The following is a 14,375-nucleotide window of genomic DNA, read 5'->3' as shown; positions in this document are numbered from 1 at the left end:
CTGCTCGCTTCATCGGCCACCGGCGGCAGCCCTGTGGATATGGATCGGATCGACAGTGCATTCAAGCAATCGGAAACGCTGCGGCATTGCTGGCATGAATACAAGCACACGCTCGATCCGCAAAAGACGCTGTCCGCCGATGGCATGCTCGTGGTTTCGCGCTGGCGTGCCACTGCGCTTGCCAGCACCTTCTTCAATGAATCGGTCCTGATCGACTCACGCATCAACTCAGAATTCTTCAAGCATTTGCCCGGCCTGATGACCGGGCTGGGAATCATCGGCACGTTTTTTGGACTGATTCACGGACTCCAGGGCTTCGATGCCGCTGTCGAGCCGGAACAAGTCGGCGCAAGCCTCAAGGCATTGCTCGATGCCGTCGGTCATGCATTCATCGTTTCAGCCTCGGCGATCTTTCTGGCCATCCTGGCGACCGGCATCGAGAAATGGTGGATCAATCATTGTTATGCCGCAGTCGAAAAGCTTTGCGGCGCCATCGATGAGTTGTTCGAAAGCGGTTCCGGCGCCGAATATCTCCAGCGTCTGGCCAACGCCAGCGAGACCTCGGCGACCCAGGCCATGCACATCAAGGAGGCCCTGGTCAGCGATCTGAAGACCATCCTCACCGAGCTGACCGAGCGGCAGATGGCCACCCTCACCGCCAGCAGCGCGCAGATGGCGCAGACCATTGCCAGCTCGATCACCGAGGGACTCAAGGCGCCGCTGGAAGAGATTTCGGGTGCGGTCAAGAACGTGAGCAGCCAGCAGGGCGATGCGGTCAACCGGCTGCTCACCGATGTGCTGGCCAGCTTCGCCAGCCGCATGGAAGGCATGTTCGGCGGCCAGCTGTCGGGCATGAGCGAGCTGCTCAAGGAAACCGCGCAGACCATGCAGACCACGGCGCAGCGCTTCGACCAGCTGGCCGGGCGCATCGAGCAGGCCGGCTCGGGCGCGGCCGACAAGATGGCACTGCGCATGGAGGCGTTGATGGAAAGCATGGCCGCGCGCCAGGCCGAGAGCGATGCGCGGATGCTGACCTTCGTCGATCAGCTGCGCGGCATGGTTCAGGAAGGCCAGGGCCAGACCGCCGAGCTGATGGTCAAGACCTTTGCGGAGCTCGGCGAAACCAGTGCTGCGCTGGTGCGTCAGCTCCAGGCACAGTCCGAGCGCTCGAATGCCGACGTGGCCGAACGCACCCAGAAGCTGGCGACCGAAGCCGAGCAGGCGCTCGCGGCCCAGGGCAAGCAGCTCGGCGCGCTGGCCCAGGCAGTCGAGGCCGCCGCCCAGACCATGCAGACGTCGGTCGAGCGCATGCGCAGCGGCGTGGACGAAAACGTGGGCCGCATGGCCAGCGGCGCCGAGCGGCTGAACGGCGCCTCGATCCGGCTGGAATCCAGCCTCAATGCCATGAGCTCGGCCGCCGATGCGGTGGATGCCGGCATCGAGTCGCTGACGACAGCGGCCAAATCGCTCGCCAACGTGACCGCTGCCGCCCAGCAAGCCCTCGGCGAGCAGCGCGAAGCCCGCAGCGCCGTGGCCGGCATGGTGAGCGAGCTGCGCGCACTGGTGGACGGCGTACGCCGCGACGCCGGCATGAACACCCAGCTGGTCGGCAGCCTGGAGTCGGCAGCCGGCAAGCTGGCCCAGGCCCAGACCCAGGCCGACAGTTATCTCAAGAGCGTGAGCGACACCCTGGTCGCCAGCCACGCGGCATTTGCCAGCGGCATGGAAAAAACCCTGCGCCAGGGCAATGCCAGCTTCCATCAGGAGCTGGGCAAGGCGGTCGAAGCGCTGCGCGGCGCGATTCAGGATCTGGGCGACACGCTCGACGGCCTGCCGCGCCGTCCCTGAGCCCAAGGGCCTGAGCCATGCTGAATCTGCAAACACCGGTGGCGCGCAAGCCGCGCGACGACGGCGAAAAGCCGTTCTGGATTTCCTTCTCCGATCTGATGTCGGCGCTGATGGTGCTGTTTCTGGTGGTGATGAGCGTCGCCCTGCTCGCCGTGACCAAGAAGATTTCCGAGGTCGACCGCGGCGAGGCCCAGCGCCACGCCGACATCGAAGCGCTGATGCAGGAGGTCAGGCTGGTCGCGGCGCAGTTCGAGGGCGTGAAGGTCGTCGGCACCACCATCGACTTCGGTCCGCGCGCCACCTTTGAACGCGAGGGCCAGAACACGCTATCGCCGGCCCAGAACGCGCTGTTGCGCAGCTTCACGCCGCTGCTACTCGACCGGCTGCGCAGCAGCGAGGCCGGCAAGCACTGGTTCAAGCGCGCCGTGGTCGAGGGCTATGCCAGCCGCAGCGGCAGCTATCTGTTCAATCTGAATCTGAGCCTGCAACGCTCGGAGCGGGTGCTGTGCACCCTGCTCACCGCCGCGCCACCCGACGCGCCGCTCGGCAGCGACGACCGCCGCATGATTGCCCAGCGCTTTTTCGTCGGCGGCGCTTCGTTCAACTCGCTGCGCGACAACCCGGCCGAAAGCCGGCGCATCGAGTTCAAGCTCGAATTCAAGACCCGCGACGAGCGACAACTGGAGGCGGCTGGCGCCGCGCCGGCCGGCGTCGATGAAGCCGCACTCGATGCGGCGCTCAACCCGCAAGAGCGATGCCCGATCCAAGACCACTGAGCCCGGAGCTCGAAGCGCTGCGGCGCCGGCTCGATGCTGCGATGGCGCCCGAACAAGTGTTTGGCGCCACACCCTGGGGCGATCCGCAGGCCTTCACGCAGGTGCTGCGCAAGGTCGAGCGCAGCTTTGACGGCATGGCCTCGGCGCCGCCGCTGGCCAGCATCCAGGATGTGGTGACCGCGTTTCGCCAGGGCCGCCCGCCGGCCGGTTTCAACCAGCTCAAATACCTGTGCTACGGCCTGACGCTGGCGCCGCGCAATGGCGGCCTGCGGCTGATCGACGAGCCCGGCCAGATCGACCGGGTGCTGGGCGATGTCGACCGGCAGCGCAGCGAGCCACGCCGCTTCCGGCGCTGCTATCAGGCGCTGCTCCAGTCGTATTTCAGCTTCGAGCGGATCGAGTCGCCGGGTCCGGCCACCGAGCGCAATTTCCGGTCGCTGCGGGCCTATCTGTCGGCCGGCCTGTCGATCGTGGCCACGTCGGTCGGCGGCCGGGCCGCGCCGGGCTGGGTGCTGATGCTGGTCGAGCATCGGAGCCTGCTCGGCGACGACCCCTGCGCACCCTATGTGGCCGATCTGCATCACGGCGAGTCGAGCCAGTTCGCCAGCGTCTGCGCCGAGCTTGGCGTCAGCCGCCAGTCGTGGCTGTGGCAGGAGGTGATCCACGCCTATCTGCGCGACATCTGCCGGCGCACCGATCCGGCCTTCAAGCTGGCCCTGCCTGAAGCGCTCAAGCTCGCCGCCGGCCTGACCGACTTGCAGCCCAGCGCCGCCACCCGGCGCGATGTGCTGGCCGAATTGCTCAGGCGCTACCGGCGCGCCAGCGAGCGTCCCGAACATCCGCGCCTGCGCGATCTGGCCGTCGAGCACATCGGCAATCCCTGGCTCAGGCGCACCGCCTGGGATGCCTGGGTGCAGGACGAAGCGGCGCGCCAGATGGTCGACGGCTGGCTCAAGCGCCGGCTGATCCACGACTTTTTTGAATTGCTGTCCGACAGCGGCCGCAGCGATACCCGCCGGCTCGATTACTGGCTGCGTTTCGCGGATGCCATCGAGCAGATGTGGTTCGTGCTCGGCAGCGATGCCCTCAACAACCGCAGCGCCGAATTCCGGCAATTGCGTGCGCGCATGGCCGGACAGGATCGGATATTGGTCGGCAGCACTACGCGCGAGAACAATGCTTTCGTGATGCGGATCGGCAGCTGGTATCTGATTGAATTTGGCGTGACCGGCAATGCCTGCTTTGCCATTCCGGTCGACAAGTTCACGGGCAATCTGGATCAGCGCCAGCTCGATATCTATGTGTTGAAGCCACGCAGCAATGCCGAGCGTTATTCACACGCCAGTTCCTGGGAAAGCAAATTCGATCAGGCCATCTGCCCGAAGATCGGTTTCTGGCCCGATGGCAAACCGCGCCATTACAGCGAGCCGGCAATTTCCGTTCCGCAAGGTTCGGCGCGGCCGCTGCGCTCGGCGCACGAATCGACCGCCGCGCACAAATATGCCGATGAGGGCTTGTGGGCCTTGCTCGAATGGTGCCGAGCGAGTTCGATTCCGGTGGAGGATTTGCGGCCGAAGGGTGGATCGCTCTGGGTTCGTGCCGATCCGGTTGCCAATGCAGACGTGGTTTTGCAATTGATCCGCCAGGGTTTCAAATACAAACCCGGCCGCGGCTACTGGCTCGCGGCCGAGGAGTGAATCGCAGCATGTTCAAGAAACTGTTCTCCCGCATCGCGCCCGCGCCGGCAGCCCCGGTGCCGGCGCCGGGCATTGCGCCGGCGGTCGATCTGCAATTCGCCGACGACGGCATTCGCTACCGCTTGCCGGGCGTCGACGCCGAGCGCTGGCTGGCCGAGCCATTTGCCCAGCCCGGCGCGGCCCAGCTGGGTGCGCGACTGGGCCAGCTGTTTCTCGACAATTGCGGCGAGCTGCACGGCAGCCACTTCTTGCTGCCGTGGAAGAACGTCTATGCCCTGCTGGCCGATCCGGTCCATGCCGATGCGGCGCCGCGCCTGGGCATTCCGCCGCTGTCCGGGCATCGGCCCGAGCTGGTGTCGCGCGGCTCGCTCGGCGATGCCGACTTTGTGGTGGCGATCGAGCGCTGGGTCGACGGCGCGGGACTGCCACTGCGCCAGTCGCCGCAACTCGCCGGCGCGGTGGCCGAGATCGACGGCAGCAAGCGGCTGCTGGCGCAGCCGGTCTGGGCGCTGCTCCAGCAGCTGCGCCAGTTCCACGCCACGCCGGCCGCCGAGCGCAGCCCGGCCGCCAACGAGCGCGCTTGGGGCCAGCTGCGGCGCTGGGCGGTGGCATCGCATGCGCCGATGTCGGACTACCTCGACAAGACGGTGGTGCTGACGCCCGACAAGCTGCGGCTCGATCTCAATGCGCGCCGGGTCGGCGACGACAAGGTCATCGAAGTGGTGCCCGGCTTCGACAATGCGCCGCCGGGCTGGCTGGAACAGTTCGACCGCATGCCGACGCAGGATGTCTACAACGTGCCGGCGGGCAACTCGATGACCAAGGTGGTGCTCGATGCGCCAGTCAGGCGAGTGCTGGAAGAAATCAAGCGCATGCCGGGCCGGCGCGTGGTGGGCGCGCGTGCCGAAGCCTTCATGCGCAATCCCGGCGCGGTGCTCGGCCCGGCTGCGGCCGAAGCGCTCGATCAGGCCCAGATCGAGGAACAGCTGACCCAGTCCGGGCTGGCGCTGCAACGGTTTGCACCGCTGCTGCAACGCGATGCCCAGGGCGGCATCGCCGGCGTGCTGCTGCGGGTCGAATCGCTGCTCGGCGACGCATCCAGCGTCGAGGAGCTTCCGTTTGCCGATGCGGCCGAACTCGGGCGCTTCTGCGATCGGCTGGCAGCGCGCATCGATGCCGGCCACCAGTGCTGCGGCTGGCAGGGCAACGACCTGGAAATCGTCGCCGAGACCGCCGATCAGCTGCGCGAGCTGCGCGCCTGGGCAGCCGAGTGGCGCGCGGCGCCGGCCTGGTCGGCTGCCGAATTGTTCGACCTGTCGCACTACTCCGACCGGATCGCCGAGATCGGCGTCGAACAGCCCTATGCCGTGCCGGTGGTGGCCAGAAAGGCGGTCGAGCTCGACTGGTTTGCGCACAACGTGATGTACCGCATCACGCTGCGCTCGCCGGCCGGCGGCCAGACCGGTTTCGTGAGCTTCGAGCCCGACGACATCGACGCCGCCGCTCGTGCCGTGGCGGCAGCACGCGCCGCCGGCGCCAGCGAAGTTCAGCTGCCCGGCGCGCCCTTCCCCATTCCGCTCGACGCTGCCCAGCGTGCCGTCGACAGCCTCGCCCGGGCGCGCCGGGAGGTCGACGACGCCCGCTTCGAGCCCGAACCGCCCGAGCCCGATCCCCAGGCGCGCACCCGGCTGATCGTCAAGCCCAACATCGATCAGGTCGAGCATGCCGAGCAGCGCAGCACGCTGCTGGCCGTCGGGCCCGACGCCGTGCCCGAACTGCCGGCAGCGCTGCGCCCCGAAATCGAGATCAAGCCGCATCAGCGCCACGGCATCGCCTGGTTGCAGCAGCTCTGGCGCCACTCGCCGCAGGCCTGCCGTGGCGCCCTGCTGGCCGACGACATGGGGCTGGGCAAGACGCTGCAACTGCTCAGCTTCATGGCCTGGTGCATCGAGCGCGAACCCGGGCTCGACCCGGTGCTGGTGGTGGCACCGCTCGCACTGCTCGAAAACTGGCGCGCCGAAATCGACAAGTTCTTCCAGCCAGGCGCCCTGCCGCTGCTGACGCTCTACGGCGCGACGCTGCGCGAGTTGCGCGTGCCGCAGCGCGAGCTCGATGCCGAACTGGCCGACCAGCAGGTCGGCAAGCTGTTGCGCAAGGGCTGGATCGGCAATGCGCGCGTGGTGCTGACCACCTACGAAACCCTGCGCGACCTGGAATTCACGCTGGCGCTCCAGCCCTGGTCGATCATGGTTTGCGACGAGGCCCAGAAGATCAAGAACCCCGGCGCGATGGTCACGCGTACCGCCAAGAAGCAGAAAGTGCGGTTCCGCGTGGCCTGCACCGGCACGCCGGTGGAGAACTCGCTGGCCGACCTGTGGTGCCTGTTCGACTTCATCCAGCCCGGGCTGCTCGGCGCGCTGAGCCATTTCAGCCGCAGCTATCGCCAGCCGATCGAGGCCAGCACCGAAGAACAGCAGGCCCGCGTGCGCGAACTGCGCGACCTGATCGAGCCGCAGACCCTGCGCCGCACCAAGCAGGAAGTGGCCAGCAAGATCCTGCCGCGCAAGCTGGTCGACGATGCCTGCCGCGCGCTGCCGATGTCGCAACGCCAGCTGACGATGTACTGGGCCGCACTCGAAACGCTCAAGCGCCAGAAGGACAGCGACCCCGCAGCCCAGCTCCAGACGCTGCACAGCATCCGCCGCATCTGCTCCGATCCGTACTGGCAGGAGCCCGACAGCGCATTGCGCATGCCGCTCGCCCAGCTGCTGGACGACTCGCCCAAGCTGCGCTGGCTGGTCGAGCTGCTGGAGCAACTGCGCCAGCGCTCGGTCGACGGGCCGGGCGAGAAGGTAATCGTTTTCTGCGAATTCCTCGATCTGCAAACCCTGTTGCAGCGGGTGCTGCGCGAGCGCTTCCAGCTCGACGCCCATGTGGTCAACGGTGCCACCTCGGCCTCGCTCGATGTGGAAAACAGCCGCCAGAAGCTGATCGATCGGTTCCAGCGTGCGACCGGCTTCAACGTCATCATCCTGTCGCCGCTGGCGGTGGGCTTCGGGGTCAACATCCAGCAGGCCAATCATGTCGTGCACTTCACGCGCACATGGAATCCGGCCAAGGAAGACCAGGCCACCGACCGTGCCTACCGAATCGGCCAGCAACGCGATGTGACGGTCTACTACCCAAGCGTCACCGGCACCGGCTTCAAGTCCTTCGACGAGGTGTTGCACGGCTTGCTGGAGTGGAAGCGCGGCATCGCTCAGAACATGCTGAATGCCTCCGGCGACCTTTCGATCCGCGACTTCGGCGAATTGGCGCTGGAGCCGCTCCCCGGCTAGTCGCGCAGCCGATCTCCGCTCCCCATCTCTGAGCTGGTCGCCGCCGTCGTCCGGCGCGGAGCGCTCATCGCTTCGCGTACTAAAACGGATCGATGCCTGACATCGATTCCGCAATACCCATTCCTATATTTTGCAAGGCAGCCGCAATGGCTGATTTGTTGCTTTTGTAGCCTTGCATACATAACGCAACGCGGCAGCTGGCCCGCACTTCTCGCCTCATCGCTCCGTTCCTCTCCGCAATGTAACCGTTCAGCCCGGCACCCGCCGCCGCAACAGCGCAAGGATCGCGCTCTGCCCGATTGTCTGACTTCATGGCATGGCCGTTGCATTACGTTATATCTGAAGCAATATAGAAAGATCAGTCAAGGCGGCCAGACCGACTTGCCGGGGCCACTGGCGATTGCGTCTTTGTTCAGCCGGCATTGCGGCCGATTGCGTCGTCAATCCCGGCAAGGTGGGCGCCGACCCGGTCGCCTGCATTTCCGCTCCATTCATCTGGCGCGACATTGATTTCACATCGGCAGCAAATGCGGCGCGGGTTCATTTGACCGCACCGCCAATTCCAAAGGCGAAATCCCATGAATTTCAAGAAGAAGCAACTGGCGCTCGCAAGCGCCTTGGTCATTGCCGCGCTGGGCTGCAATGGTGCAAATGCGGCGAGCATCAAGATCGCGGTCGCGGCCAATTTCGCAGCGCCGCTCGCCGACATCATCACGGCCTACAAGACGGCCTATGGCGCGACCAACAACATCACCTTCGTGTCCGGGTCGAGCGGCACGCTGCTGAGCGCCATCACCAGCGGCTACCCCACGACGATCAACCCCAGCAGCTACGACATCTTCCTGTCGGCCGATGCCACCCGGCCGGCCACCATCGTCGCCTCGTATCCGCTGGTCGATGACGGTGCAGCCTTCAATTACGCCACCGGCTATCCGGTGCTGTGGTCCAACACCGCCGGCGTCAATATCGGCACCGGCCTGCCGGCCAATTTCAATACGCTTTACGGCACGGTGGCATTGGCCGATACCAGCGCCGCGCCCTATGGCACCGCTTCCTATAACGGTGTTTTGAAAGTCGCGCCGTTCAGCCTGACCGCCACCAATGTCACGACGGCGAGCAATCCCTATCCCACGCTCATCAGCGTCTACAACAACATCGACAACACCTATCTCGCGGTCAAGAACGGCGTCAACAAGATCGGCTTTGTCGCCAAATCCCAGGTTTGCCAACGCAGTGCGACCGGTGTCGAAAGCTATACCGGCACTTCGCATTACACCTATTCCGCCATTTCCATTCTTCAGGCGGGCGTCAAGCTCAAGCGCAGCGCGGCCAATACCGTGGCCGCCGATACCACGCTGCGCAACAGCTTCGTCACCTTCCTGAGCTCGCCGACCGCGACCGCAATCATTCTTCGCTACTGCTATACGAAGTGATCCAGCGCGCCGGGGAGTTCGTCATGAATCGAAATAGCTGGCGAAAGCTTGCGCAACCGGCGGTCAAGACCCGGGAGCGCAGCGAATCGGCTGCGGCCGGCAGCCTGCGGCACGGACGACCCGGCGCACTGCGCCCGCGCGGAGCTCCGGTGCTGCGCACCCTCTGCATGGCGCTGGCCGCCGCGCTCGGCGGCATGGCCGCTGCCCGGGCCGGCGGCCTGCCCAGCGGCGGCAGCGTCACCGTGGGCAGCGCGTCCATCGGCGGCGACGCCAAAACCGTGGTCATCGAACAGAGCAGCGCCAGGCTCGGCATCGACTGGCAGAGCTTCAACATCGGCGCCGGCAATGCGGTGGTGTTCCACCAGCCGAGCGCCAGCGCCATCGCGCTCAACCGCGTGGTCGGCAATGAAAAGAGCGTCATCGACGGCAGCCTCACGGCCAATGGCCAGGTGTTTCTGGTCAATGCCAATGGCGTGCTGTTTGGCCAGGGCGCGAGCGTGAACACCGCCGGTCTGGTGGCCAGCACGCTCGATCTGCTGCCGGCCGACTTTGCCGCCGGCAGCCGCAGCTTCGGCGGCAGCTCGGGGGCCAGCGTGAGCAATGCCGGCAGCCTCGCTGCGGCCAGCGGCGGCTATGTGGCGCTGATCGGCGCCAATGTGAGCAACACCGGCAGCATCGCGGCCAGCCAGGGCACGGTGGCGCTGGCGGCCGGCAAGCGCGTGACCCTGCGCTTCGAGGGCGACAGCCTGCTCGGCCTGAGCGTGGACGCCGGCGTGCTGGCGGCGCTGGTCGAGAACGGCGGCGCGATCCAGGCCGACGGCGGACGCATCGTGCTGACCGCCGGCGCAGCCGATGCGCTGCTGGCCGGTCAGGTCAACAACAGCGGCGTGCTCCAGGCGCGCAGCCTCGACGAGCTGCGCGGCAGCATCGAGCTGAGCGCGCCGGGCGGCGCGGTGACCGTGGGCGGCAGTCTGCTGGCCAGCGCCGCGAGCGGCGCCGGCGGCAGCATCGCCACCAGCGGCAAGACGGTGACGGTGACGGACAGCGCCATCGTCAGCACACATGCCGATGCGGGCGCGACCGGCAGCTGGACGCTTGCGGCCGACAGCGTGACCGTCGGCAGCGGCGGCACGGTCACCGGCGCGACGCTGGGCCGGCTGCTGGCCAGCAACAACATCGCGCTCGACGCGACGGCCGGCGATCTGGCGCTGAACGATGCGGTCGCCTGGTCGGCCGACACGGCGCTGGGGCTGCGCGCGAGCGGCGCGGTGGCCTTTGCGGCGCCGCTCGGCGCGAGCGGCGATGCGGCCAGCCTGAGCATCGATGCGGGCAGCGGCTACGGCATCGACATGAGCAAGGGTGCAGCCATCGCGCTGCCCGGCGCGCATGCGGCGCTGAGCATCGACGGCGCGCCGTACACGCTGATCCACAACCTCGACGAGCTGGCGGCGACGGTCGCGCCCGACCTGACGGCGACCGGCAATTTCGCGCTCGCCAACGACATCGATGCGTCGGGGCGGACCTGGAGCGATTCGGTTCTGGCCGGCACGCTCGTCGGCACGCTGGCCGGGCTCGGGCACACGATTTCCGGGCTGAGGATCGGTACCGACAAGCAGGACGCTGCCGTCGCCCTCATCGCCCAGGTCGGCTGGGGCATGTACGACGAACCGCTCAGCGTGGTGCGCGACATCGCACTGGTTGACGCCAAGGTCAGTTCATCGCAGGGCAGCGCGGCGACGCTCCTGGCCCAGAACTCCGGCTTGGTCAGCAATGCGCACGCCAGCGGCGAAGCGAGCGGCAAATTGAGTGCCGCCGGCCTTGTTCTGAGGTCCGACGGCTTCATCGCCGACAGTTCGGCCGACGTGACCGTGAGCGGCAGCGACACTGTCGGCGGACTGGTCGGCTCGCAAGGGCCTTACACCAGCATTGTCGGCAGTCACGCGACCGGGAGCGTGACGCTCACCACCAACACCAGCGGCGGCAGCGCCGGTGGTCTGGTGGGAAGCAGCATCGGAAACATCACCGACTCGTATGCAACCGGTGCCGTAACAGCCACTGGCGGCGACACGCCCATTGCATTCATTGGCGGCTTGGTCGGATATGGATCGAGCACCAGCCTTGTACGCACCTGGGCCAGCGGCGCAGTCACCGTCACCAATGGCTATAACGTCGGCGGCCTGATAGGCGCGGACGATACCGGCTGGGATACCCCCGACTACAAGACCCGGATCGAGTCGAGCTACTCCACGGGCCCGGTCACCATCTACTGGAACCTTACGTCGACCATCGGAAACAATGCTGGCGGCCTCGTAGGCAAGAACTCAGAAGTTCCGATCAGCGACAGCTACAGCACAAGCAATGTGACCGTGCTGTCGAAGTACGCCTTCGACTATGTAGGCGGGCTGGTCGGCAACAACGCCTTCGGCACCATCACCGGCTCGCATGCAAGCGGGAACGTCTACGCCAGCGGCAATGCCGGCTGGGTCGGCGGCTTCGCCGGCAACAACGCCGGGGGCAACATCAGCAACTCGTCGGCGTCCGGCAACGTGACTGGCGATTCGACGGTGGGCGGGTTTGTCGGCGCCAACGGCGGCGTCTTGACCAATGTGACTGTCGGGAGGTCAGACGGGCAGACCGTGACTGTGGTGGCCACCGGCAACGATGCTGGCGGCATCGCCGGGCAGAACTACGGAATCATCGACCGCGCCAGCACGACGGCCAATGTCACCGCAAAGAACAATGCGGGCGGCGCGGTCGGCAGCAATTTCGTCCAGACCGGCAACGACACCGAAGACACATCCGGCGAAGTGCGCGGAGTCACGGCCAGCGGCGATGTGACATCACAAGGCGTGGGCGGCGGACTCGTCGGCTACAACGGCGGTGCCGTCATCGACTCCAGCGCCACGGGCTCGGTCCATCTCGCCAGCGGCGCGGTCGGCAAGCTTGTGGGCGAAGGTCCGGGCAGCGTCGTCAACAGCAGCTATCGCGACGTGGCGGCCGAAGAAGCCGCCCGGCTCGCCGCCGAGGAAGCGGCCCGGCTGGCGCGCGAGGAGGCCGCCCGCCTCGCGGCCGAGGAAGCCGCGCGTCTCGCCGCCGCGGAAGCCGCCCGTCTAGCTGCCGAAGCCGCAGCGCAGGCAGCGGCCGAAGCCGCCGCCCGTGCCGCCGCCGATGCAGCCGCGCGCGCCGCCGCAGAAGCCGCAGCCCGCGCCGCCGCCGACGCAGCCGCCCAGGCCGCCGCCGCCCGCGCCAGCACCGCCGCCGCCCTCGGCGCGCAGCAGACCGCCGACGCCCGCCAAGCCGCCGTGCGCACGCCGGCCGATCTCGATGCGCAAGGCCCGGCGCTGCGCATTCCGCGGCTCGACGCCAACCTGCTGTTCAAGAACGTGCGCGGCTATTCGGCCTCGGTGTCGCGCATCGAGGTCAACGGCCAGATCTACGAGATCGACGACGACGAAGCGCCGAAGCCGCCGCGCTGATCGGGCCCGGCAACCTCCCTCTCCCGCATCCGCCCAGTGAACAAGAACAACCGCCTCCCACTCCGGCGCCGCGCGGCGCTGCTCGGCGCCCTGTCGCCGCTGCTGCTCGCCAGCGCCGCCCAAGCCCAGAACGCGCCCGCCGCCGCGCCGGCCGCGCCCGGCTTCGGCATCGGCGATGCGCTCAAGGAAGGCCAGCCGCAAGGGCTGCCGGTCGAGCGCACGCCGCCGCGCCTGCGCATCGGCGAGCCCGATCAGGCGCCGCTGGCCCTGCCCGGCGGCGCCACGCTGCATGTCGAGCGCTTTCGCATCGAGGGCGACGCGAGCGTGGCCGACGACGAGGCCCAGGCCGAACTCGCCAGCCTGCGCGGCCGCGACCTGAGCTTTGCGCAATTGCAGGACGCCGCGCTGCGCATCACCGCGCTCTACCGGCGCCACGGCTTGCTGCTGGCGCGCGCCTATCTGCCGCAGCAGGACGCGAGCGACGGCACGCTGACGATCCAGGTGCTGGCCGGCCGGTTTGGCGTCGTGACGGTGCGCAATGCCACGCCGGTGCGCGACTCCCTGATCGCCGCGCCGTTCGAGCGCCTGCCCGAGAGCCAGGCCGCCGTCAGCCGTGCCGCGCTCGAACGCGCCATGCTGCTGGCCGGCGAACTGCCCGGCGCCAGCCTGCCGCGCGTGACGGTGCGGCCCGGCGAAACCGCCGGCAGCAGCGACTTTCTGGTCGAGGTCGATGCCGGCCCGCGCTTCGACGGCTATGCGCTCGGCGACAACTACGGCTCGCGCTTCACCGGCCACAACCGGCTCGGGCTGGGCGGCGGCGTCAACTCGCCGCTCGGGCTGGGCGACCGGCTCTCGGCCAGCGCCATGGTCGCGGCCGGCAGCCGGCTGCTCAGCGGCCGCGCCGCCTATTCGCTGCCGCTCAACAGCGACGGCCTGCGTGCCGAAGTCGCCGCGAGCAAGACCACTTACGAGCTTGGCGCCGAATTCAACTCGCTGCGCGCCAGCGGCGAATCGCATGGCGCCGAAGTCAATCTGGCCCAGGCGCTGCTGCGCAGCCGCGACAGCCGCATCGACCTGAAGCTGGGCCTGGCCACGCGCCATCTGGTCGACAAGGTCGAGACCGACGAGAGCCGGACGCCCAAGCGCGCCCAGACCGGCAGCCTCACGCTCGGCTATGACGACTGGGCCGAGGCGCTCGGCCGGCCCGCGCGCCGCAATGCCAGCCTCAGCTATCTGCAAGGCCACCTGGCTTTCGACGATGCGGCCCAGCTGGCCGACAACCGCAAGGGCGCCGACACCGCCGGCAGCTATGCGCGGCTGGCCGCCAATCTCGGCGGCAGCATCGAGCCGCTGGCGGGCTGGACCGTGGTCGGCCAGCTGTCGGGCCAGAAGGCGCTGCACGGCAAGAACCTGGATGCGAGCGAGCAGTTCGCCGCCTCGGGCGCCAACGGCGTGCGCGCCTATCGCGAATGGATCAGCGGCGACAACGGCTGGCTCGCCAGCGCGACGCTGCGCCGCGCGCTGCCGGCGCTCGGCCCGGCCGCGCACTGGATCGGCGTGTTCGCCGACAGCGGCCGGGTGCGCAGCCAGAAGCTCTGGAGCGCGGCGCCCGACGGCAGCCGTCTGAGCGACGCCGGCCTGGCCTGGCGCGCCGACTGGGGCCCGGCGCTGATGCAGCTGCAATGGGCCCGCGCCATCGGCCCGCGCCCCGCCAGCGAGCCGACCGGCAGCCGCCAGCGCCTGCTGTTCCAGCTCGGCACCAGCTTTTGACGCCGCACCCGCTTTCACCACGCCGAGGACCCAAACC

7 protein-coding genes are annotated in these 14,375 nt (G+C 67.9%); all 7 read left to right on the top strand.

Going from position 1 to position 14,375, the window contains the following annotated elements:
• Positions 1-39 precede the first annotated feature (39 nt).
• The 7 genes from zorA to B9P64_RS22505 all read left to right on the top strand — a co-directional run bounded on the left by zorA (position 40) and on the right by B9P64_RS22505 (position 14,338).
• Positions 40-1,848, top strand: coding sequence for an anti-phage ZorAB system protein ZorA (gene zorA, locus B9P64_RS22535; protein WP_085318307.1), 1,809 nt, complete (start codon positions 40-42; stop codon positions 1,846-1,848).
• Positions 1,849-1,865: 17 nt separating this feature from the next.
• Entirely contained in the window at positions 1,866-2,624 is a 759-nt protein-coding gene (locus tag B9P64_RS22530; RefSeq protein WP_085318306.1) for an OmpA family protein, read from the top strand.
• Positions 2,603-4,321 carry an EH signature domain-containing protein gene (locus B9P64_RS22525; RefSeq protein ID WP_085318305.1) on the top strand — a complete coding sequence of 573 codons (1,719 nt, stop codon included), beginning with the start codon at positions 2,603-2,605 and terminating at the stop codon, positions 4,319-4,321. The genes B9P64_RS22530 and B9P64_RS22525 overlap by 22 nt, the downstream gene beginning before the upstream one ends.
• Positions 4,322-4,329: 8 nt before the next feature.
• On the top strand, positions 4,330-7,659 hold the full coding sequence (locus tag B9P64_RS22520) for a DEAD/DEAH box helicase (protein ID WP_085318304.1): 3,330 nt from the start codon (positions 4,330-4,332) through the stop codon (positions 7,657-7,659).
• A 578-nt stretch (positions 7,660-8,237) separates the two neighbouring features.
• Positions 8,238-9,092, top strand: a complete 855-nt coding sequence (gene modA / locus B9P64_RS22515) for a molybdate ABC transporter substrate-binding protein (protein ID WP_085318303.1) — start codon at positions 8,238-8,240, stop codon at positions 9,090-9,092.
• Between the two features lie 149 nt (positions 9,093-9,241).
• Positions 9,242-12,568, top strand: a complete 3,327-nt coding sequence (locus B9P64_RS22510) for a filamentous hemagglutinin N-terminal domain-containing protein (RefSeq protein ID WP_176256934.1) — start codon at positions 9,242-9,244, stop codon at positions 12,566-12,568.
• 36 nt (positions 12,569-12,604) lie between these two features.
• On the top strand, positions 12,605-14,338 hold the full coding sequence (locus tag B9P64_RS22505; RefSeq protein WP_176256933.1) for a ShlB/FhaC/HecB family hemolysin secretion/activation protein: 1,734 nt from the start codon (positions 12,605-12,607) through the stop codon (positions 14,336-14,338).
• Positions 14,339-14,375: the final 37 nt, after the last annotated feature.

The sequence above is a fragment of the Derxia lacustris genome, from assembly GCF_002105195.1.
GTDB lineage: Bacteria > Pseudomonadota > Gammaproteobacteria > Burkholderiales > Burkholderiaceae_E > Derxia > Derxia lacustris.
This window is presented reverse-complemented; position numbering and strand designations above follow the sequence as displayed.